Origin of the sequence: Paradesulfitobacterium ferrireducens, assembly GCF_017310645.1 — a bacterium.
GTDB classification, from domain to species: Bacteria; Bacillota; Desulfitobacteriia; order Desulfitobacteriales; family Desulfitobacteriaceae; genus Paradesulfitobacterium; species Paradesulfitobacterium ferrireducens.
In genome coordinates this window covers 31,311-53,846 of sequence record NZ_JAFLRH010000002.1, presented here as the reverse complement: position 1 = coordinate 53,846, position 22,536 = coordinate 31,311, and the positions used below count along the sequence as shown (strand labels likewise).

General features: G+C 50.6%; 20 protein-coding genes. 2 read left to right on the top strand and 18 right to left on the bottom strand.

Annotated features, from left to right (window positions below; translation table 11 throughout):
• Positions 1-9: 9 nt before the first annotated feature.
• From J0X21_RS00375 to J0X21_RS15550, 5 genes are all read right to left on the bottom strand, one after another.
• Positions 10-1,722, bottom strand: coding sequence for a thiamine pyrophosphate-binding protein (locus tag J0X21_RS00375; RefSeq protein ID WP_206808517.1), 1,713 nt, complete (start codon positions 1,720-1,722; stop codon positions 10-12).
• 144 nt (positions 1,723-1,866) lie between these two features.
• Complete coding sequence (locus J0X21_RS00370) at positions 1,867-2,109, bottom strand: MoaD/ThiS family protein (protein ID WP_206808516.1); 243 nt, start codon at positions 2,107-2,109, stop codon at positions 1,867-1,869.
• A 5-nt stretch (positions 2,110-2,114) separates the two neighbouring features.
• Positions 2,115-2,360, bottom strand: coding sequence for a hypothetical protein (locus J0X21_RS00365; protein ID WP_206808515.1), 246 nt, complete (start codon positions 2,358-2,360; stop codon positions 2,115-2,117).
• A 36-nt stretch (positions 2,361-2,396) separates the two neighbouring features.
• Positions 2,397-4,112: an aldehyde ferredoxin oxidoreductase C-terminal domain-containing protein gene (locus tag J0X21_RS00360; RefSeq protein WP_206808514.1), complete on the bottom strand. Its 1,716-nt coding sequence runs from the start codon at positions 4,110-4,112 to the stop codon at positions 2,397-2,399.
• Positions 4,113-4,365: 253 nt separating this feature from the next.
• Positions 4,366-5,769, bottom strand: coding sequence for a sigma-54 interaction domain-containing protein (locus J0X21_RS15550; protein WP_206808513.1), 1,404 nt, complete (start codon positions 5,767-5,769; stop codon positions 4,366-4,368).
• Between the two features lie 284 nt (positions 5,770-6,053).
• Between J0X21_RS15550 and J0X21_RS00350 the strand changes: the two genes are divergently transcribed.
• Complete coding sequence (locus J0X21_RS00350) at positions 6,054-7,217, top strand: iron-containing alcohol dehydrogenase (protein WP_206808506.1); 1,164 nt, start codon at positions 6,054-6,056, stop codon at positions 7,215-7,217.
• Between the two features lie 121 nt (positions 7,218-7,338).
• On the opposite strand, the gene alr is transcribed toward J0X21_RS00350, so the two are convergent.
• The 6 genes from alr to J0X21_RS00320 form a co-directional block, all read right to left on the bottom strand.
• A complete protein-coding gene (gene alr / locus J0X21_RS00345) occupies positions 7,339-8,451 on the bottom strand; it encodes an alanine racemase (RefSeq protein ID WP_206808504.1) in 1,113 nt (370 codons plus the stop codon).
• Position 8,452: 1 nt separating this feature from the next.
• Positions 8,453-10,039 (bottom strand): NAD(P)H-hydrate dehydratase, encoded by a 1,587-nt coding sequence (locus J0X21_RS00340; protein WP_206809363.1) that lies wholly within the window; start codon positions 10,037-10,039, stop codon positions 8,453-8,455.
• Between the two features lie 13 nt (positions 10,040-10,052).
• Positions 10,053-10,409: a holo-ACP synthase gene (locus tag J0X21_RS00335; RefSeq protein ID WP_206808502.1), complete on the bottom strand. Its 357-nt coding sequence runs from the start codon at positions 10,407-10,409 to the stop codon at positions 10,053-10,055.
• Between the two features lie 14 nt (positions 10,410-10,423).
• A complete protein-coding gene (locus J0X21_RS00330; RefSeq protein WP_206808500.1) occupies positions 10,424-11,764 on the bottom strand; it encodes a histidine kinase in 1,341 nt (446 codons plus the stop codon).
• A 114-nt stretch (positions 11,765-11,878) separates the two neighbouring features.
• On the bottom strand, positions 11,879-12,481 hold the full coding sequence (locus tag J0X21_RS00325) for a TrkA C-terminal domain-containing protein (RefSeq protein ID WP_206808498.1): 603 nt from the start codon (positions 12,479-12,481) through the stop codon (positions 11,879-11,881).
• 118 nt (positions 12,482-12,599) lie between these two features.
• Entirely contained in the window at positions 12,600-13,556 is a 957-nt protein-coding gene (locus J0X21_RS00320) for a TIGR01212 family radical SAM protein (RefSeq protein ID WP_206808496.1), read from the bottom strand.
• Positions 13,557-13,700: 144 nt separating this feature from the next.
• Between J0X21_RS00320 and cooS the strand changes: the two genes are divergently transcribed.
• Positions 13,701-15,614 carry an anaerobic carbon-monoxide dehydrogenase catalytic subunit gene (gene cooS / locus J0X21_RS00315; protein ID WP_206808494.1) on the top strand — a complete coding sequence of 638 codons (1,914 nt, stop codon included), beginning with the start codon at positions 13,701-13,703 and terminating at the stop codon, positions 15,612-15,614.
• Between the two features lie 14 nt (positions 15,615-15,628).
• Here the strand turns inward: cooS and J0X21_RS00310 are convergent, their stop codons facing one another.
• The 7 genes from J0X21_RS00310 to J0X21_RS16015 form a co-directional block, all read right to left on the bottom strand.
• Entirely contained in the window at positions 15,629-16,867 is a 1,239-nt protein-coding gene (locus J0X21_RS00310; RefSeq protein WP_206808492.1) for a Ger(x)C family spore germination protein, read from the bottom strand.
• Positions 16,860-17,945, bottom strand: a complete 1,086-nt coding sequence (locus J0X21_RS00305) for a GerAB/ArcD/ProY family transporter (RefSeq protein ID WP_206808490.1) — start codon at positions 17,943-17,945, stop codon at positions 16,860-16,862. Before J0X21_RS00305 ends, J0X21_RS00310 begins: the two co-directional genes overlap by 8 nt.
• 5 nt (positions 17,946-17,950) lie before the next feature.
• Positions 17,951-19,537 (bottom strand): spore germination protein, encoded by a 1,587-nt coding sequence (locus J0X21_RS00300; RefSeq protein ID WP_206808486.1) that lies wholly within the window; start codon positions 19,535-19,537, stop codon positions 17,951-17,953.
• 221 nt (positions 19,538-19,758) lie between these two features.
• Positions 19,759-20,397, bottom strand: coding sequence for a hypothetical protein (locus J0X21_RS00295; protein ID WP_206808485.1), 639 nt, complete (start codon positions 20,395-20,397; stop codon positions 19,759-19,761).
• 17 nt (positions 20,398-20,414) lie between these two features.
• Positions 20,415-20,807 (bottom strand): VOC family protein, encoded by a 393-nt coding sequence (locus J0X21_RS00290; RefSeq protein ID WP_206808484.1) that lies wholly within the window; start codon positions 20,805-20,807, stop codon positions 20,415-20,417.
• Positions 20,808-20,880: 73 nt separating this feature from the next.
• Entirely contained in the window at positions 20,881-21,975 is a 1,095-nt protein-coding gene (locus J0X21_RS00285; protein ID WP_206808483.1) for an alanine racemase, read from the bottom strand.
• Positions 21,954-22,529: a methylated-DNA--[protein]-cysteine S-methyltransferase gene (locus J0X21_RS16015; RefSeq protein WP_328811910.1), complete on the bottom strand. Its 576-nt coding sequence runs from the start codon at positions 22,527-22,529 to the stop codon at positions 21,954-21,956. The genes J0X21_RS00285 and J0X21_RS16015 overlap by 22 nt, the downstream gene beginning before the upstream one ends.
• Positions 22,530-22,536 lie beyond the last annotated feature (7 nt).

Genomic DNA, 22,536 nt, shown 5'->3' with positions numbered 1-22,536 from the left:
TTTGTATAGTTACAGATATTTGTAAGAACGGCTTGGGTCCGGATTTGCCGCCTCGCGGAAACTTAGTACCGGCGTCTCCCAGAGCGCAATATCAACATGGATTATCGATGACTCGTCGTCTTTGTTGGCATTTGCCAAAGCGTCCGTAAGTTCTGCTTTATTTCTCACGTGGTATCCTTTCAAACCAAATCCTTCCGCTATTTTGGCAAATTCGATTGCCGGAAGGCCAAAATACTCTTTCTGATAATTCAATTTGTTTAGCCACTCAATCCAGCCCCAGCTTCTGTTGTCCAGAACAAACATAATCACTTTCAATCCATATTGCTTTAAGGTGGCGAGTTCTCCCAGACTGTATCCGAAGCCGCCATCGCCCGCCAGCAAGTACACTTGTCCGTTTTTGGCCGCAGCCGCGGCTCCAATGGCAGCCGGCAAACCAAATCCTAGGCCGGCAAGGCCCCGGGGCGCGAGAATTCGCCTGCCGGATGACTTCAGGTTATAGTAAACTGCTCCCCAGCCGCTGGAAAAGCTCGCATCGCACACTAAAATATCTTCTTGACTGGATGCCTGGTTTAACACCTCAATAACTTGTTGGGGTTTAAGTTCTGCCTTCTTCTCAGCCAGCTCGGCTTGGATAAAACTTACCCACTCCCGTTTAGCGTTTTGAATCCAGTGCTCGCGTTCCTGAGACTTAGGACGCTCAAACTTTTCCCGGGCAAGCCTCAATAGCTCCGCCAGGGTGCTCTTAACATCCCCCACGAGCCCTACGTCTGCATTAAACGCTCGGCCGATCTCCGCCTCGTCAATATCCAAATGAATGACATGTTGACCTGCGTAAGGCAGTTTCCAGTTGAACGTGGAATTTTGGCTGGATTTAAAGCCTGCGAAAAAGATAACATCCGCTTCCTCTACCAGCTTTTTCGCAGATAATGTCCCAAGACCGCCCATCATCCCAATGCCTAAAGGGTGCTCATCCGGAATTACCCCTCTGCCGGTAAATGTTTGCAGCACAGGCATTGTCAGGTGTTCCGCAAGGGCTGTAACTTCCGCTTCAGCCTGGGACAGCATGGCTCCGCCGCCTACCACTAAAACAGGCCGTTTTGCCTCCGCTAACAAGGTGACAGCCTTTTCAATTTGTTCCCTGGAAGCGACAGTCCGGTAACGCGGGAATTTTGAAAGGTCAACAGGCATCTCCGGAACTTCTCCCGCCCATTCTTCCAGAAACACGTCTTCAGGTATGGATAAGGCGGTTGGCCCCGGCCTGCCCGAAACCGCTTTGACAAATGCGTTTCTGATCATATCCGGCAAAGCTTTTTTAGTGGTGACACTACCAGTCCATTTGGTAAAGGGCTTTACCATATCAAGTTGGTACAGTCCTTGTGAAGCATTTCCATGATCTCTTAAATGCTCCCAGCCAAGCGGCAAATCGCTGAACAACGCGAATATCGGAGTAGAGGAGTTAAACGCTTCTCCTAACCCGGATGTAAACTCGGCAGCTCCCGGCCCTACCGTTGCATCACAAACTCCGACCTTGTTCATTACTCTTGCATAAGCAACAGCAGCGTAAGCTGCGCTTCTTTCTGCTCTCAAAGTGATATGCTTGATTTTACCTTGACTGTTATCTATGCCATCATAAAATGGAAGGGTTTGGGCACCCGGAACCCCGAATACTGTGTCTACCCCCATTTGCTGCAGCAAATTTGCCAATAAATCGCCTACATGCACTATTCACGCCTCCATTTACTTACAATTTTCCCGCTGTGCTGGTTTAACTGGAGTTGCCTTTTAACATGGGCCGGCCTCCTTAGCATGTTGATTTAATCTTTGAAAGAATCGCCCAAAAAATAAGATTTTGAAAATTTCTCTAATTTAACCACCCTCCATTGCCGGGAAGACCGCGATCCGGTCTCCATGCTGAAAGGACGTATCTGCGTCAGCCCCTTTGCCATTAAGCACAAACATATACTCGTTGAGGTTATGGACTCCGATACTCCCCAGGAATTCCCTGACGGTAGTCCCTTCCTTTAAGGGGATTTGTGCAACTTTATTCCAGCCCGGAAGCTTTTTCCGCAGCTCTGCGTACAGTTGTACTTCAACTAGGATAGTCGCCATGAAGTTTAGTCACTCCCGCTTCCTACAAGGGTTTCGTCAACGAGGAATATCTCCATTTCATCTCCATCGGATACTAAATTGCCTAAGCTTACAACATTGCCATTAAGTTTGACTTTAGTTTTGCTATTTGCCTCGACTCCAATTAATTCCATAATCTCAAAAACAGTCTTTCCAACATTGACCACAAGGGAAAAGTCCTTCGGATTATGGTACCAAGAAACCGAATTATGCATCTTAATTAAAATTAACATGATTGTTCTACCCTTTTCCCCCCAATTTCTCAGACATTAAGAATCACGTCTAAGATTATCCAACCTAAGATCAATTTCTTCATACGGTACGTCAAATACCAGATTATTAGGCGAAAGCCGCTCACTGCTCATATATGATGGCAATCTGTCTTGAGCTGAAGTGAATCCGGCTTTAGCATTAAAGCCCAATTCAACTTGCAATACACTTTTTCCCAATCGGGTCATATAATCACCAGGCAATTCCGAGCCTATCTTAGCCGCCACAAGCTGCCTGACATAATCCAATTTCTGATTCAGAACCGCTCCCAGGAAAATACACAAACCGAGACTGTCATACGCGGCCATTAAAACCTGAGCATTAAACGAATTCTCTATCTGACCTTCCGCTAAATGTTGATTTTTTCCTCGGACATTATTCCCTGCAGTATGATCTGCACCCATTGGAGATGTGGCATAAGTTACGCCATTGCCTTTTACCCCGCGTGGATCATAGGAAGGCATCGCCTGACCCTTTACTGCCGGTACTCTGCTGATACCAAGAATACGACCGGTTAAAACTGCACCATTCCCCAATAAACGTCCCAACACTGTTCCCTGCGAAATTTCCGCAACAGCCTTTTCAGCCTTTTCCGCATCTCCAAAAGGAATCACACCGGCCTCCATCGCTACTCCCAGTGCAGCTCCAATTTCAATCGTATCGATTCCCTGATCGTTGCAGAGATAGTTAAGGCGAGCGATTGCATCGAGATCATCAATCTCACAATTAGAACCTAAGAGCCCGATCGTCTCGTATTCCACAGGGGCTACAACTACCTCTCCATTCTCATCCGGATATACGTTGGAACATTTGATTAAACATCCAGGCATGCAGGCATGGGTAGGTTTTCCCTTCCCACCTCTTTGGGTAATTGTTTGGTATAAGGCCTCGCCATTGATTTTCGCCGCACCGTCAAAACGTCCTTGACTAAAGTTTTTCGTCGGTAAAGCTCCCAATTCATTAACCAGATCAAGAAGTCCGGCCGTACCATATTTGCCGTAGCCTTGAATTGTTGCATTTTCTTTTAATTCATTGTGAATTTCACGGGCAAGCTTTGTGAATTTCTCTTCATCTTCCAGCGGAAGTTTACTCCTGCCTTCATCATTGATAATTACCGCTTTAAGTCCTTTTGACCCCATAACAGCGCCTAATCCGCCACGTCCACTAAAACGACTTGGTTCCCCGTCCATATCGGTTACTGCTACACCGGCAGCAGCAAGCCCCAGCTCGCCTGCCGTCCCAATTGAAATGATCCCGGTTTTATCGCCGTACTGACCACGAAGCTTTTTAACCAGTTCGTAATTGCCAAGGCCTTTTAAGTCATTAGCTTGAACAAGCTTGATTTCTTCATTGGCAATAACCAAGACGAAAATATTCCCATTGTCCGCGCTCTGCTCAACAATAATAGCCGCTATATCTAAACGAGCCAGCTTGGCAGCCGCATTACCTCCTGCATTACTCTCTTTTATCCCACCCGTTAAAGGGCTCTTCGCACCGACCGAAAGCCTTCCCGAACTCGAAAGACTTGTCCCCCCCAGTATTCCAGGTGCCATGATCAATTTGTTGAGCGGGCCGAGCGGATCACAATCGGGAGAAACCTCGTCAAAGATAATTTTCGAAGTAAGCCCCCTTCCACCTAGCCCTATGTAGCTCTCCGGTAAAGGTCTTTCTGTTATTTCTTGCGTTTTCATATTTACCCGTATCAACTTGGCCATACATGCACCTCCACCCACGTTATTCTTAGTAGCAGTCATGAACCGGAACTATGCAATAATCGTTCCAAGTCTAACGGCATCTCTAAAGCCGGCTATTACTCTAATTTTCAGATTTTAATCCCATAATTTGTTATAAAAATTTTCGGAACATTAATTCATTTATAAATCACAGAAAACAAATAAGCTTGATCTTATTGACCAAGCTTATGCTAAAAGTTTGATTCATTCATGAATTAATATTATCTCAGATGAATTATTCTATTTCTTTCTCCCCGGTCACATACTGTCTTATTTTCCTGTAAGCCGTAGGCTGACTTATTCCGAGCACCTCAGCAACCTTATACGTATTGCCATATCTCTTAAAAGCCAAGGTTACTAAATTTTTTTCTACTTCTTCTAAGGCATTCTTTAACGGGATTAAATCCGGAATAATGATCTGTGCAAGTTCTGGATTAAAGTTCCGAATATTATCAGGCAAATCGCCTTCTGTAATTACGTTCTGGGTAGGAGTAACTAACATTCTTTCAACGATGTGTTCCAATTCTCTAACATTCCCAGGCCAATTGTACCTTTTTAATATTTCTAAAACTTCTGGAGTAAAAGTTTTTTTTACACTATATCGATCTGCAAATTTACTCAAAAAATGCTGCAGCAGCGGAATGATGTCCTCTGTTCTATCTCTTAGCGGCGGAATCAGTATGGGAACAACATTTAAGCGGTAGTACAAATCTTCTCTAAACTTACTTTCTGCAACAAGCTTTTTCATATCCCTATTCGTTGCCGAAATGATCCGCACGTCAACTTTAATCGTTTTTGTCCCACCGACCCGTATAAATTCCTTTTCCTGTAGTGCATGCAATAGTTTTACCTGCAAAGCTAACGGCAGTTCACTGATTTCGTCAAGGAATATTGTACCTCGATGTGCTAACTCAAACATGCCTGGCTTACCCTGTTTTTTGGCGCCGCTAAATGCGCCTTCCTCATAGCCAAACAATTCCGATTCCAACAAAGCTTCAGGAATAGCACCGCAATTAACTTTTATAAAAGGTTGATCATGCCTAAAACTTAAATAGTGTATCGTTTTGGCAATTTCCCCTTTACCGACTCCTGATTCCCCTAACATAAGAACTGTAGCGTCAACAGTCGCCACTGCCTTAACTAGCTCTAGCAATTCTACCATTTTCGGGCTTTGCGCAACAATTTCCGGAAGTTCTGAATGTTCCGTTCGGAGAAGTTCTACCTCTCTCTGATATCTTTCAGTAAGAGCAATCTTCTCTTTTAATTGCTCCCGTAAGAAATCAACCTGTGTGATATCTCTAACATTAAAAACCACCTTAGCGATTTCGCCCATTTTATTAAAGACGGGGCTTCCTATAAGAATGGCTTTTTGCCCATTTTTATAATGCTGAACCACTGCCACAGGGCCTTTGGCTTCAATCACACGGTCAGTCAAGTACTCGGACAGTATTCCTTGTGCTACTAAATCTTTTCCTCTCCTACCAACAATCTCGTGCTTTTTGATCCCAGTAATCCTTTCATAGGATGCGTTAACCCTCTCAATAGTCCCATCCCGTCTGGCAATCACTATTCCGTCATACGAAGATTCAATGACTGCATTTAATTCATCAAATTCGTCTAAATCGAGGGAGTAGCTCACAAGTTTCACCTCAAAATTCCATTTAATTCAGGAAGGTTAAGTTGGCTTAGACCGAAAGTATTGAATCTCTTAAGTTAACTCTATTATAAGATTTTTTTGTCATTATGTAAGGATAGAATCGACAAGATAATAGATTCTTTCCTAGAGTAAACTAAGCGTACAGGCCGCTTTGAATTTCTAGTTCAATATTTATCATTGCTAAAGATCTTAGGATATCAGCCTGGATAAAAAAACTGAAAGGCGTAAAAACTTATTTTCAGTAAGAAACGAAAGGAGATAAGGAAATGGCTTTAGGTGAACAAGTTTTCGGTTACTTCATGCCCACAGTAAATTTAATGGGAATAGGAGCATCCAAAGAGATTACCAATCAAGTAAAAAACTTAGGAGGAACCAAAGTTCTAATCGTTACGGATAAAGGATTGGTTTCAGCCGGAATCGCTGATCAGATCTCGAAGCTCGCAGCTGGTGCAGGAGCACAGGTTTTCCTTTTCGATAAGGTACAGCCCAACCCAACTGATAAGAATGTTGAGGACGGGCTAAAAGCCTACCAAGAAAATTCCTGCGACATGATTATTTCCCTAGGGGGAGGTAGTTCGCACGATTGCGGTAAAGGGATAGGAATCGTGGCTGCCAATGGTGGAAATATCCGCGACTATGAGGGGATCGATAAGTCGACCAAGCCAATGCCGCCATTTATTGCCGTGAATACCACCGCAGGCACTGCCAGTGAAATGACCCGTTTCTGCATAATAACGGATACTGCCCGCCATGTTAAGATGGCAATCGTAGATTGGCGCGTCACTCCCAATGTTGCGATTAACGATCCGGTACTGATGGCAGGAATGCCTCCGGCCCTTACTGCAGCCACAGGGATGGATGCTCTTACCCATGCTGTTGAAGCATATGTTTCTACGATTGCGACTCCGGTTACTGATTCTGCAGCCCTAATGGCAATTGAACTTATATCTGACAACTTGAGAAACGCCGTCGCCAATGGCCAGAACATGGAGGCCAGAAACAATATGGCCTACGCTGAATTTCTAGCCGGCATGGCTTTTAACAATGCCAGTTTGGGATATGTACATGCAATGGCCCACCAACTGGGAGGATTTTATGACCTTCCGCACGGTGTTTGCAACGCAATTTTACTTCCTCATGTAGAGAGCTATAATATTATTTCAAACCCCCAACGTTTTGCCGATATTGCTAGAGTTATGGGTGAAGATCTCCAAGGGCTTTCTGTGCGGGAGGCGGCAGATGTTGCGATCGACGCGATTCAAAACCTGGCAATGGATGTCGGAATTCCTTCCGGGCTGCGAGAACTGGGTGTTAAAGAAGAGGACTTTGAAGTCATGGCCCAGAATGCTATGAAAGATGCAACTTCTTTTACAAACCCCAGAATATTGACTTTACAAGAGGTCATTGAGCTCTACCGTCAGGCAATGTAAAAAGGCCGGAGTCAAGCCGGGCATTCAGAGCCGGTCCTAAACAAAGATGCCTTGGCGAATCCAGAGGCTTTGGACTTGTTTATAGAATTGAACCATTTACTACTCGATTAGGAGGACAGGTCTACTCCACATACTCCCGCGGCACCCGCTTGGAGATGTCGCACACGATTTCATAGTTAATCGTACTGAGCCAGTCCGCCATTTCCGTGGGATCAATCCGCTCCTCACCGTCTTGCCCCAGTAAAGTGACCACATCTCCTACTTGAACCCCGGGGATTTTGGTCACCTCCAGCATAGTCTGGTCCATACACACCCGGCCGATAATCGTGGAACGCTGTCCGCGCACCAAGACTTCCCCGCAGTTGGACAGGGCCCGCCTCAGCCCATCGGCATAGCCCACCGGAATCGTGGCCACCCTGGTCTCATAAGCCGCCCGGAAGGTGCGCCCATAACTAACCGTTTCCCCGGCTCCGATCGTCTTCACATGCGTGACTTTCGCTTTCCAGGACATCACCGGCTCCAGACCCGCATCTTGGCCGACATGTCTGGAGGGAGGGAGTCCGTAGAGAATGATTCCCGGGCGTACCAGATTAAAGTGGGCCTCCGGAAAATGCAGAATCGCCGCACTGTTGGCTGCATGTTTATAGGGAATTTTCAAGCCTCTCCGCTCCAACTTGCGAATCACTTCTTGAAAGCGCTCCAGCTGCTTGCGGGCAAAGGTTAAATCTGCGTGGTCAGCTGTGGCGAAGTGGGTATAGATTCCTTCTACCATTAAATGCGGGAGCTTGGCAATCTCCAGGATTTGCTCCCATTCTTCCGGACGGTACCCGATCCGTCCCATGCCGGTGTCGATTTTGACATGAACCCGGGCTGTCTTCCCCTGCTCGCCCGCGGATTTCGCTAAAGCCTGCGCCTGGCTGAAACTGAAAATTCCCGGAATGATGTTTTCCCGGACGATCGTGTCGGAATGCTCTTCCGGAGAAGCCCCGATCACCATCAGCTCCAGCTCGGGAAATTCCCGCTTAATCTCTAAGGCTTCCTCCAGGAGTGCCACTCCAAAGCGCTTGGCGCCCAATGCTTTCAGCGCGCGTACCACCGGGATAGCTCCATGCCCATAAGCATCAGCCTTTACAATCGGCATGAGTTCGGCCTTGGTATAAGACTGAATGCGGGCATAGTTTCTTTTCAAAGCTCCCAGGTCAACCTCTGCCCATACCGGGCGCAATCTTTCCATGTCACCGGCCCTCTTTCCTAATCTGTTTTTCCAGCTTGTGCCGCACCAGCGGAATCATCCCGGCCACCTCGGATGCCTTGAACCCGGCCTGGCCGTATTCCCGGGCCAGCTCATCCGCAGCCAAACCATGCAAGTACACACCCAGACAGGCCGCAGCCACCGGCTCCACTCCCTGGGCTAAAAAGCCCAGGATGCTCCCGGTAAGCACGTCTCCTGTCCCCCCGGTCCCTAACCCGGGATTCCCTGTCGGATTCAGAAAGGCCCTCCCGTCGGGTGCCGCGATAATCGTGACTGCTCCTTTTAGGACAACCACCGCTTCCCATTCCACTGCTTTGCTCACAGCCAGTTCCAGCCGGTTTTCCTGAACCTCTGCCGGGGTGCACCGGCACAAGCGGGCCATTTCTCCCGGATGAGGAGTAAGAATCAGGGAGCCTCTTCCCTGACGCCGGCCCAGGACCCCTGGGTCCAAGGCAACCAGATTCAGCGCATCGGCATCAAGCACTACCGGCAGGGTCAAGGTGCGCAGAATCTCTTCCAAGACCGGCACAAATTCAGGGTTCTGTCCTAGACCCGGGCCCACAGCCAAGGCCTGCGCCCCTTCAGAGCGGGCCGCAATCACCGGCCAAGCTTCCTGTCCCAGGCTGTTTTCCCCCGGTGCAGGCCAGACCGTCGCTTCTGTGAGTGCTTGGTCCAACAAGTTTCCCAAGCCGTTCGGAGTGATCATTTGCAATAGCCCGATCCCGCTGCGCAAGGCTCCTTCTCCGGCCAAGACCGCTGCTCCGCTCATTCCCCGGGAGCCGGCAACCAACACCCCGCGCCCATGCGTTCCTTTATGTCCCTGCCACGTTCTCGGCGGTAAAATGCTGCGTATGTAATCCTCAGTGAGCACAAAATGTTCGATGCCTTCGGATTCCAGGAAGCGCGGTGGAATGGAGATTGGGTCAACCACCACCCGTCCCGCAAACTCCGGTCCTCTCCCCAAGAAATGTCCCAGCTTGGGCAGGCCAAAGGTGACCGTAGTATGAGCCTTTACCGCCAGGCGGTAAACCTTGCCTGTATCCGCTTCCACCCCGCTGGAAATATCAACGGCGACGATCCAGGCCTTGGAAGCATTAACCTCTTCCACATACTCTTCCACCACGCTCGGCAAGGCTCCCCGGAACCCGGTTCCGTAGACGGCGTCCACCACGACCTCGGCTTGGCTTAAAGCAAAACGGGCAACCCGCTTTTTTTGATCCCCGTCCACGATAAAATACTTGCCCTCCGCACCGAAGTAAAGCTTTAGATTAAGGGCTGCATCTCCTTTAAATTCCTGCGGCTTGGCAAATAAAATAACTGTGACATCCAGCCCCAGAATCATTAAATGCCGGGCCACAGCCAACCCATCTCCGCCGTTGTTCCCCTTGCCGGCCAGCACCACCGCTTTACGCCCCGTTAGCTCCGGTCTCCCTGTACGCTCAAAATGCTGCCTGATCTCCTGCACCACAGCCAAGGCAGCATTCTCCATCAGAATAATACTCGGAATCCCGTAATCATTCATCGCTTCCTGCTCCAGTCTCCGCATCTGCTCCGCCGTCACAACTCTCATCATCTATCACCACCTAAACCAAGATAGCCATTGCCAAGGCCTGCCCCGTATTGTGTGCCAGGCTCAAACGCACCTGCGTGCCTCCGCGGTTGCGAGCCAGCTTTTGCGCCTGCTCACTTAAGACGACGACCGGCTCCCCGCTTTCTTGGCTGATGATTTCGATATCGTGCCAGGACAGCTTGCCAATCCCCGTCCCCAAGGCTTTTAACACGGCTTCCTTGCCGGCAAAGCGAGCAGCTCCGCTTTGCATTCCCTTGCACTGTAATTGTTCCCGCTCCCGTACCGTAAACAGGCGCTCATACAAACGAGGCCTGCGCGTGCAGGCCTGGCGGAAACGCTCAATTTCAATAATATCCACTCCCGGAAACATCCGCAGCCACCTTCCTACTCTGCCTCCACCTCACGCGCTTCCCCCACCGCAGCTGAAAAGAAAAATCCTCCCGCCGGAGCTCCGGTCGCAGCCACTTCCTCACGTACGCTGTTTAAAGGAATACGCATTAAGACCGTGGTCCCCGCTCCCGGTTCACTCTGGATTTTAAGTCCATACTCTTCTCCATAGAGCCCGCGCAGGCGCTCGTGCACATTGGCCAGACCCACGCCATTGCCCGACCCCACACCCGGCCGGAGTACATCGCGCGAACGGTCAAGTGGAATCCCGACCCCGTCATCCCTCACACTGATATGCAGCTCGCGGTCAATCTCCTCCGCCCGGATTAATACCGTTCCTTTATCCATTTTAGGGGTGATTCCGTGTTTGACTGCATTTTCCACCAGAGGCTGAATACTTAATCGCGGAATCATCACATCCCACAGATCAGGAGAAATCTCCTCCTTCACGGCCAGCTTACGCCCGAAACGGGCTTTTTCCAGAATCAAATAGGTGTTTACGAATTCCATCTCTTCTCTCAAAGAGATCACCGTGCCTTTTGATTTGAGGGCCCGCCGGAAAAACTCAGCTAAATGGATTAAGAGCCTGCGCGCCCGGTTCGGGTTGGAGCGGCTGGTCGCAATAATGGTATTAATGACATTAAAGAAAAAGTGCGGATTGATCTGGGCCTGAAGCGCGTCCAGCTTAGCTTCCGCCACCAGTTTCGCCTGATGGTCAAGCTCCGACAGTTCAATCTGAATCCCGAGCAGTTGGGCCATCCCTAAAGCCAGGCGGATAACATCCGGAGAAAGCTGCCCGTCTTTGGTTTCATAGAGCTTGACTGAGCCCACCACCTCACCATGAGCCTTCAAAGGCACGATAACGGCCGCTGCCAGCGGGCAGTTGCAGATATCCTTGCGCGAACAGTTTAACTGTTTTTGGGTTCTGACCACTTTATACTGTCCGGTCCGGATGACCTCGCGCGTGGCTTCCGTCAAAATGCGGTCCCCGGGATGATGCTGGTCACAGCCCGTACCGAGGAAAGCCAGCACCCGCTCCCGGTCGGTGATGGCCACGGCCGGAACCTGCCCCATTTCCTGAATAATGCTGGCGATATCCCCGGCATTATGCTCATTGAGTCCGCGTCTGAGATATGGCAACGTTTCATGGGCAATCTTTACACTAAGCTCCACATTGCGTTGGTCATGCGCTTCATAGGAAAGCTTATGCTGTTGTTCAAGCTTCCAGAGCAGGAAAATCGTATTGACCAGCAAAAATGCAAGCAGTATCTCTATCCTTTGCAGCCAAACGCCAATGATCATCTCTCCGGCCAGCACGATTAAATATTGTCTCTTCATCAAGTGCCATCCTTTACCGAAATCTTTTGCATAAATATTTCGACATTCGGAGGCTAACTTCCTTTATCCCAATGTAAAAATGCTTTTTAAAGACTGGAACTTAATTGATCTACTTTATTTTATCAAGTCTTGCAGCTTCTCCTGGCCTTCATTATTGCCCACGGCCAAGAGGACATCCCCGGCCTCGAGGACAAAATCCGCTGCGGGCGAAAACTGTTCAAACCCGTTGCGCACCACCGCCACAATCGTGGTTCCGGTGCGTTCCCGAATCTCCAATTCGCGCAAGGTTTTACCGATGGCGGAAGAGCCTTTGCCGACCTCAATTTCCCCCACGTCGAGCCAGCGGGACATCATACGGTCAGCATAGGCGAGAATTTTATTCAAATGGTTTTCAATCTGTTGATCCACTTCCCGCCGCTGCTCCATCAGCTTGGAGATATCCTCGAGAAAAACGTGGATTTCCCCTTTTTGGTCAAAGGAACGCAGGAATTTCTCAGCCTGTGCTTTAGAGGTCACGATAATTCCCACCCCCTGGCTCACCATGACAATCCCGGAATTCTGCAAGATCGCAATGGCTCGGCGGATGGTCTCCGGGGAGACATTATAGCGCCCGGCCAAAGTTGAGCGGCCGTGAATTTTCTCCCCCTCGTGATATTCCCCCATTAAAATCGAGTGGGCAATATCGACCGCAATTTCCTGATAGCGTGCTTGGTCCATGTCGTCAACTCCCTGTTTATCTTTACTTCTATAAAATTCATACGCAATCTTAAATGGACACGCTTAATTATAACATTTTTAGAGCTTTTCATCTTTTGGCAGGTTTCATTTTTTGGGCCTATTTTATTTGTTTCGCATATTTGCCTTGCCAGCTGTCCCTGCGCTCCAACTCCGCATCAATCGCATTGAGCACTTCCCATTTTTTCCGGCTCCACAAGGGAGCAATCAGCTGTTCCGGCGGTCCATCCCCGGTGAGTCGGTGGATGATCATATCCGGCGGCAGAATTTCCAAAACATCGGCCACCAAGGACACATATTCTTCCTTGGTTAAGAGAGGAAACTTCTCTTTTTCATAAATCAGTGCCAACGGAGTCCCACGCAAAACATGAAGGAGATGAATTTTTACTCCCTCCACCTTAAGCCCGGCCAAGGCTTTGGCCGTTTCTAACATCTGAGCGCGGGTTTCCCCAGGCAGGCCTAAAATGATATGGACGCAAACCCTGATTTCCCGTTTTTTCAGTTCATGATATCCTTCAAGGAATTCCCGGTAGTTATGGCCCCGCCGAATCCAGGCCAGGGTGCGGTCATGCATGCTTTGCAGCCCCAGTTCAACCCAAAGATAGGTGCGCCGGTTTAATTCCTCCAGATAAGAAAGCACTTCCGGCGGGAGACAATCCGGCCGGGTGGCCAGAGCCAACCCGATGACATCCTTTTCCGCCAAGGCCTGTTCATAGACCTCCCGCAGCCGTGCCACCGGGGCGTAGGTATTGCTGTAGGCTTGAAAATAGGCCAAATACTTGGCCTTAGGCCATTTCAAGTGCATTCGTTCTTTAACCTGGGCAAATTGTTCTGGGATGGACAAGGTCTGCGCCCCGGCAAAATCCCCGGAGCCCCGTTCGCTGCAATAAACACACCCACCCCAGCCCCGGGTGCCGTCCCGGTTGGGGCAGGTGAATCCGGCGTCCAGAGATACCTTGATAATCTTTTCCCCAAATGTCTCCCGCAAATGGGCGTTAAACGTATGATAGCGCTTATTTCCCCACCGGTTCTTTCCCACTGCCTGTCCCTCATTCATACCGTCTATCGCTTTATTTTATTTTTAGAATATCAAATATTTCTAGTGTAAACAACGCCTTCAAAGATAATACCTTCCTTTACACATACTTCTTACAGTTTATGCAAAAACTTAGCTTGACTTTAATAAAGGGGTGAGTTTGGATTGAGCGAAACAATTTGGGAAAAAACAGAGGGCCGTGTGAGTTACCATGATTCAGTAGAAGAAATGCTCCCACGCATCAGGGAAGACGGGATGTCCAACGTCTTCGACCGCTATAAGGCACAGGAGCAGATCCGCTGCAAATTCTGCCTGCAGGGCTTAAGCTGCCAATTATGTTCCAACGGACCATGCCGCATCAATGAAAAAGGGGAACAGGACCGAGGGGTCTGCGGCATCGGACCGGACGCCATGGCCATGCGCAAATTGCTCCTCACCAATATCATGGGGGCAGGCACCTACAGCCATCATGCCTATGAAGCGTTCCGCACCCTCAAAGCCACTGGGGAAGGAAAAACCCCATTCCAAATTACCGATGTCAATAAACTCAAATGGATGTGCGAAAAACTTGGGATCAACACCAACCAAGATACCAACCAGATGGCGATTCAACTGGCTGACCTGCTGGATCAGCAAATGAACATCGGGGTAGATGAACCCAACCTCATGGTGGAAGCCTTTGCTCCGAAAAAGAGGAAGGACGTCTGGCGCAAGCTTCATCTCTACCCGGCCGGAACCGTGCACGAAGAACAGAACTCTGTGGCCAGTTGTTTGACCAATGTGGACGGGGACCATGTGTCCTTGGCTGTCAAAGCCCTGCGCTTAGGCCTCGCGACCATCTACAATGCCCAGATTGGGCTCGAAATGGTGCAGGACATCTTGTTTGGCACCCCCACCCCGCACGAAGTCAACGTCGACCTGGGGATTATGGACCCGGATTACGTCAATATCGTTTTTAACGGCCACCAGCCATGGGCCGGCGTGGCAACCATCAATAAGGCGAAAACAGCAGCCGTGCAGGACAGGGCCAAAGCCGCAGGTGCCAAAGGGCTGCGGGTGGTGGGATCGATTGAAACGGGACAGGAGCTCTTGCAAAGGTTTCCGGTGGATGACGTCTTTGTCGGACTCATGGGCAACTGGCTGGCGATTGAGCCCCTGCTGGCAACCGGCACGGTGGATGTCCTGGCCATGGAAGAAAACTGTTCCCCGCCGGCTATTGATATCTACGCTGAAAAGTACCAGGCCACCTTGGTCAGCATCAGTACGATCATTGGCGTTCCCGGCCTCCGGCATAAAATTCCGTATCACCCGGCTGAAGTGGAGGCCATGGCGGATCAACTCATTGATTTGGCCATTGAAAACTTCAAGAAGCGCAATGGCAAAGTTACCCCTATGGTACCGAAACGGATTCAAAAAGCAGTCGCCGGCTTTTCTACGGAAGCAGTATTGCAAGCCCTGGGCAATAAACTTGATCCCCTGGTGGACGTGATCAGCGGCGGCAAAATCAAGGGCGTCGTAGCTTTGGCCAACTGCTCCACTTTAAGAAACGGGCCCCAGGACTGGAACACCGTCAATCTAACCAAAGAACTGATCAAACGGGATATCCTGGTGGTCGCCGGAGGCTGCGGCAACCATGCGCTGGAGGTCGCCGGGCTGTGCAGCTTGGACGCCGTCAACATGGCTGGAGAGGGGTTAAAGGTAGTTTGCAACCTGTTAGGGATTCCGCCGGTCTTAAGCTTCGGCACCTGCACCGATACCGGCCGAATCTCCATGCTGGTCACGGCCTTGGCCGACCATTTGGACGTGGATGTGCCGCAATTGCCAATCGCGGTCACCGCCCCGGAATGGATGGAGCAAAAAGCCACTATTGACGGAGTGTTCGCTGTAGCCTACGGAGCGTACACCCATTTATCCCCCACTCCTTTTGTCACCGGGGCTCCTCAACTGCTTAAATTGCTCACTGAAGATGTGGAAGGACTGACCGGTGGCAAAATTGCCCTTGGGGATGATCCGGTCGCAGTGGCCAGTGCGATCGAAGCACATATTATCGGCAAACGCAAGGGCTTAGGCCTGCAATAGTTCGGATTTAGTGTCTAAGTCCCTGCCTCTTCCCCCCCACTCTGCTTGGGCAAGCGTGACCTTAATACATTGGGAGCAAGAATATTAACCTTAACTTCCACTTCTATCGCTGCCTTGTCATAATACTCTTCCCACCCGGATTTGATTTGCTCCCAGTCGTTCGGGTAGCGGTTGCAGATATAATCACCCAAGCCCAGGATATCGGAGTGAAACTCTGTTTGGGATCTGGCCAGCAGGCTCTCCACTCCCGCTTTGACTTTTCTTTCTAATTGTTCACCCAGTTGGCGATAAAACTCCGGATCCTCGGAATGGTCCTGCGCCTTCTCCCCAGACACCTTGAACCACTGGTCACCCAAGTTGCCCGTAATCTTAATCTTGACTGCGGCTCTGACTTGGTCACCCTCTACTTTCGCTTCCAACCCTGCCTTGTTCCCGATGATCTCAATTCCGGCAAGGTTCTCCGGATTATCCGGATGCGGTACCACAATCAATCCGGTTTTCATTTTCCCTTTCGCTAACAAAAAGAACTGTGATTCATCCGGCGACAACCAACCTACCAACTCATCCCCGTGAAAAACCGCACTGCCGTTGAGGGCAAATTCGCTTTTCGACGGCACCGCGGCCCCCGGCGGCAGCAACTTCTGCTGCTCTGCGTCCCAGACTCCCAAAACGCTAACAAGCGGGTCCACGCCGGGGTCTGCCAGTTCCTGCTGGAAATCTTTAAGCCTTATCACCCGGCTTTTGCCTAAAAAGCTGCTTTCTGTCTTCACGAGAAAATCAATCAAGGTCGCCGGATTCTTTTCGATCTGCGGATTCACCTCGAAGACCATATCGGGGGAGCCCTGCGCGATAAAAACCCAGGCGTTTTTCCGCACCCGAGTATTGCGAAAAAGGGCATCCAGGTGCTGTTCCACTCCCTGCCGGGCCAGTTTCTCGCCGATAACCAGAGCTTGCAAATAAGGCCAAAAAAGACGCTTCGGCATATAAGCGTTGACTCTCCGTACCGCTTCAAATACTGTGTCCCCAGTCGCCGAAAAGACATGCATCAATTTCTCCGGGGGGGCCACCCCTGTAGGAACCGGGCTAAGCGGAGGCATCACACAGACATCAACTTTCACCTGTCCGCCATCGACCAAGTCCAAGCCCACGTACGTAATCCACGCATATTCTTCCGGTTCGATCCTGTTCCAGCAACCGCTGAGTGGCAGCGAACAGGCGAGAAGCAACATGAACACCCAAACTTTTTTATGCATGCTTTTTCACCTTGGCTATAATCAACATTATACCTGGCAGTATTAGAAACGCTATCGGGATGAGTATCTTAAAGGCAACAGTTTCCACATAGATACTCAAATTTTCGGCCAAATTCCGGGGGAGGAACGCTAACAGCGGCAGGACAAGCAAGGCCGCCAACGCGACGGGCCTGTAGTTTTGGCGGTTTAGCGTCTCAGTCAGGGAACGCGCGCCGGCGTAAGTCAGCAAACTCATTTTGACACTGTTGATCGTTAGCCAGCCAGCCAGCACCAAAGGCTCGAACCTTTCAAAAATATCCAGAATATTGAGTTCTTCCGCGATTCTCATGACGGGAACAAAATACGCCGACGCCCGGAAGCTGCCCATCATGAACAGCACAAACTGAGTTATCGCGGCCAGAATCAGCCCCGCAGTAAGGATTCCTTTGACGGCAGCCGTTCTCAGTTCTGTCGGCTTGTTCAAAGCAGGAGCAATAAGAAGAATTAGAAAAACTTCGCCAAAACAAGCAAGGGGCGTAAAGGTTCCCATCACGATTCCCGGCAAATTCAGTTGCCACACGGGCAGTCCCCAATAGGGCCGACCCTCCGGCGCAGCTAACAAGAGCATGAAAACCAAGCCCACGAGACTAACGGGTAAAATCAGGTCGTTGGCCCGGGCAATGGCTTCCAGCCCCAGCCAGGCGCTGTACACAACCAGAAGGGTAAGCCCCAGAATAAAAGGCCACAAAGGCGTCTCCGGCATGAGCGTCATTTTCACAAGCTGGGAAATCATTCTCAGGCAAACACCAACCATGTAAAAGGAAACCAAGGAATAATAAAAGCCTATCGGTTTGCCAAACCACGGCCCCAGCAACTTTTGGGAGAATTGGGCCACGGTCTGCCCGGGAAAGCACCGGATCAGATGTAGATTCAACAGAGCTCCCGCCGCCGCCAGCAAAGCAGCCAGGAGAGAAGAGAGCCAAGCGCTTTGCTTCGCATAGAAAATGATCACACTCGGTCCAAGGATCATCGAAGCCGAAAGGTTGACACTGATTATGAGCCAAGTCAGCTGTCGTGAAGAGATTCGCTCTATATTCAAAATGCTCAGGTCTCCTTGTTTGGGGCTGGACTATGATTCTTCTCTGCCACGGCCTTATCCGGCGCGGGTGCTTTCTCGGCCTGTGTCCCTCGTTCCGTATCCGGAGCGGGCTTTTGCCCCGGAGCCTGCGTGGTGGCATCCTGAGGTCGCAGGTAAGACGGACGGCTGTTCTGCTGCCATAAAGGAAGCCGGATAAACAGATCACCCATTTCTTTGACACTGAGTGGTCCTACTGGTGCCAGGTAAGGAACTCCAATCGAACGCAGACTTACCAGATGCATCAGGTAAAACAGCGCCCCCAACATCAAGCCGAAAAATCCTAAAGAAGCACTTAAAAGAATGATCGGAAAGCGCAGGATGCGGACTGAAACGGCCGCATGATACACTGGAGCAACAAAAGCTGCTAAAGCATTAAAAGCAACAACCACTAAAATTATCGGTTCAATCAGACCAGCGGTAACCGCTGACTCCCCGATCACCAGCGCCCCGACGATACTGATCGTTTGCCCCAAAACACCCGGCATGCGGATAACGCCTTCACGCAGGATTTCGATCACAATTTCCATGGCGATCATTTCCAAGGCCGTAGGAAACGGGGTTCTGGTGCGGGCACCGGCGATAATTAAAGCCAAAGGCTGAGGTATCATCTCAAGATGGATCGTTGTCGTCGCCACATAAAACCCCGAGAGAAACAGGGTAACGAAAAAGGTACCCAGACGCAGTAAGCGGACGCTCGTTGCCACATATTGATTCTCAATATAGTCGTCCGGCGATTTGAAAAAATCCCAAAACACGACCGGAACAACCAAGACGACCGGATTGCCGTCCAGCAGAATGCCTACCCGTCCATCGAGAAGAGCCGAGGCCAAACGGTCCGGGCGTTCCGTCCTCAAACCGAGAGGAAAGGGGGACCAGGGGGCATCTGTAATAAATTCAGTGAGATTGTCTGTGGCCAAAAGCCGGTCCACATTAACCCTTTGTATCCTGCTCCTCACTTCATCTACAATCAAGGGATTAGCCAGGCTCTCAAGGTATACCAAACCGGCCTCGGCAGATGTCCTGGCACCCAGGGTTAGGACTTCCAGCCTGAGATCCGGATTCTTGAGCCTAGTCCTTAAGAGTCCGATATTGGACCAGAGCGATTCCACAAAACTGTCCCTCGGTCCCCGGATAATTTTCTCATTTTCCGATTCAGTAACCACTCTCTTTTCATACTTTTGGAGAGGGATGCTCAGTCCGGACTGGAATCCTGAGACGAGCAGCACAGCTTCTCCCCAGGCAACCGCTTGGCAAAATTCCGGCAGCGAGCTTAACTCCTTCGTCCCCACACAGGGTATAGCCTCAGCCAGCTTAGCCATACTCACAGGCGGGGTTGGGAGAGAGAGCAGCGAGACAAGAACTGACTGGCTTAGTCGCTCGACATCGATAAAAGACTTCAGATAGAGCAGCACACAGCTTAGTTCTCCTGCCCCTGCCTGAAACCTGTGCACCTGCAAGTCAGCACTCTGGCCAAAGGCTCTTTCAACCTCTGAAATGATATGTTCCGGATCTGACTGTCCTTTGCTCATCTCCGGAATCCGTTTTTTAGGCACCACAAGTTCCCCCCCCGCTTTGTACATATCTCCCCGAATAACCAATATTAGTATGCGTAAACTGCAAACGATTTACTACACTTTCAGGGATACGCCAACCACCTTCACGCGGTAAAGCAGGAACGCCAAGCGTGTTTAATTTGGCGGATTTTTGACCTGAATAAGAAAAACCTCCTGCGTGCTCCACACACGCTGAAGGTCTTTTTCACATTCTTTCTATTTTAATCTGCCCGCAGGAGCGAGCCCAGGGAACGCACCGCATCATCTTCGTCATACTCTAAATCGTCCTTGCTGTGCGCAATTAGGGCACGGGCTTTCAAGACCAAAGCGCGCAGCCCGGCATCATGAGTATGCACCGCGATCCCGTTTCGCTCCAGCAACACTAACGCGGCCAAAACGCCCACCCCAGCGTTGTACTCTGAAAAGACCTCATTTTTAATGATCAGCCACAGCACGTGGGCGGCTTTGTCCCAGAGGTCGGGAAAACGCTCTACCCCGAACAGAGGGTACTGCTGATCAACTACGCGCTCAACCTTTTCCACCCAGCCATACGGACAGGCGCAGCCCACATCGGCAGGGCGCGCCAAGTGGTAAAAATATTCGATGTCCGCCTTGCCCAAGAGCCAAGGCTCCCCAACCGTTCCTTGTGCCTCCGCCGGTACCTGCGCTTTCTGTATTTGCCCGTCCTCTCCAGTTGCGCTCAAATACTCTCCAGTTGGGTTCAAACTTGTAAGATTTTCCCCAGCCTGCACCCAGGCAAAGAAGTCCGGATATTTCTGTCTGATCTCGTTCGCAACCCTGGCCGTTTCGGCTTCAAGACCGAGCGGCCTCGGCACCTCGCTTATAAAGCTAAAATCCAACTAAACCTTCCCCCTGCCTACCCCTGAAATAGTTCGAGTTTCTCTCCTGATGGCCCGCGGAAAAAGAAATTATACCCTCTTTCCCCGATCGGCATCGGCTCCGGAGTAATAAATTCTACTCCCTGCTTTTTAAGCAAATCGACTGCCGTAAAAATATCAGAGACTTTGAGCGCAACATGATTGACAACCCCGTCCTCAAAGCGGCTGCCGTCCACCACTTCTACCAACTCCACTACGGTTGAGCCGAGCTGCAAGAAAACCAGCTCCGCCTCTCCCGGCTTCATCCGGTGCAAGAGTGTAAACCCTAGAACATCCGTATAAAACTTAACCGCGCGTTCCAGCTCATACGCTTTAATTCCGATGTGATCCACATCCACAAACAGGCTTTTCATCTTCTCCGCTTTTTCCATTTTCCTTCACTCCCTACTCTCTACTCTTTCTGCTGCTCTCCCTAGTTTACCTTCTTTTTCCTTTCCCCCTCCGTCACCTATTTTTCCCCCTGGCCGCCACCGCCCAAACCTCACGCTCAGCACCATGCCACACCTCAACCTCATCAAAAAGGTTCACCACCGTGCAGGCGTGGTTGGGCACAATCTCGACCACATCCCCTACTTTTAAGGAAGATTCCCCCTCAGCCACTCCATGCTCTTCAGACAAGCGCACTAGCCGCAGCTGAGGCTGGCCGATAATGATCCCGTGCCCCTCGACCCCGCTATGCCCGTGAGCCCCTTTATCCAGTGACAGAGCTTTGCTGCCCGCATCCAGGACCCAGCGGTTGGGAGCAGGATGACTGATCACCGTGCTGTGAACCCTCAGCGAACAATATTCAATGGAAGGAATAACTCCCAGGGCGAGCTGCATCGCATCATAAAACACATAATTGCCCGGCCTGATCTCTGTCACCCCGGGTACGAAAGCCGAAATCGCAACCGTCGGAGTGGCCCCCACGCTTACAACCTCAACCTCTATCCCCTCCCGGCGCAGGTCGTAGGCGCTCTCAACCATAACTTTTCCTTCGGCACGGGCGATTTTCTCCAGCTCAGTCCTGTCCGCCGCCCCATAAGAGTGCCCGGCATGCGTAAAAATTCCGCGCAGACGTAAATTTTGAAGCTTGCTGATGTCTTTGGCCAAACGCACAACTTCTTTACCCGGCTCCACCCCGCAGCGCCGAAGCCCGGAATCCACTTCAATGAGGACATCAAGGATTCTCTGCATACGGCTGCCCTGCGCACGGATGCTCTCAGCCAGAGCCTTTGCACCCTCAAGACTGTCCACTCCGACCGCTAGCTTAACCGTGCGCGCCAATGCATGAAGCCGTGCAAACTTCTCCGGCCCCATCATTTCATTGGCAATAAATATGTCCTTAATCCCATGCTCTGCCATGACTTCCGCTTCCCCAAGCTTCGCCACCGTGATCCCGCACGCTCCGGCAGCCAGCTGCTTGTGCGCAATCTGTGGCAGTTTATGAGACTTTATGTGCGGCCGAAGCGCTACCCCAGCTTTCCTGGCCATGGCCGCCATCGCCTCAATGTTCGCATCAAGCCGCTGCTCCTCAATCACAATCCGCGGTGTGTCCAAACTAACCCCCCTTTCTCAATTCTAAGCAATTCTTCCTTTAAGTCCAAACCTCCCCCATACCCGGTCAAACTCCCGTTTTTTCCTATCACCCGGTGGCAGGGCACAATCACCGCGATCGGATTTTGGTGGTTAGCCATACCAACCGCCCTCTGGCCGCGGGGAGTTCCCACGCGCTCTGCGACTTCTGCATAGCTTAATGTCTCTCCATAAGGAATCTTGAGCAGTTCCTGCCACACTTTTAATTGAAAAGGAGTGCCCTCTTGATGCAAAGGCACGCTAAACTCGCGTCTTTTCCCCTCTAAGTAGTCCTGCATTTGCCGCAAAATCTCGGCAATCGGCTCGCGTTTGCGTGTCAGGGTTGAACCAGGCAACCAGCGTTTGGCCCACCACTTAAAAGCCCGCTCCTCCTGTTCCTCTTGACCAAGGCTCAGCCAGCATAGACCCCGTGAAGTGAGCGCAGCCGTGATGTCATAAGCATCGCGCCCAATCGGCATCCGTTCTGTCCAATAATAAACCTCCTCTGCAGGAAAGTCTCCATGGCGTACTTTCTTCATCCAGCCA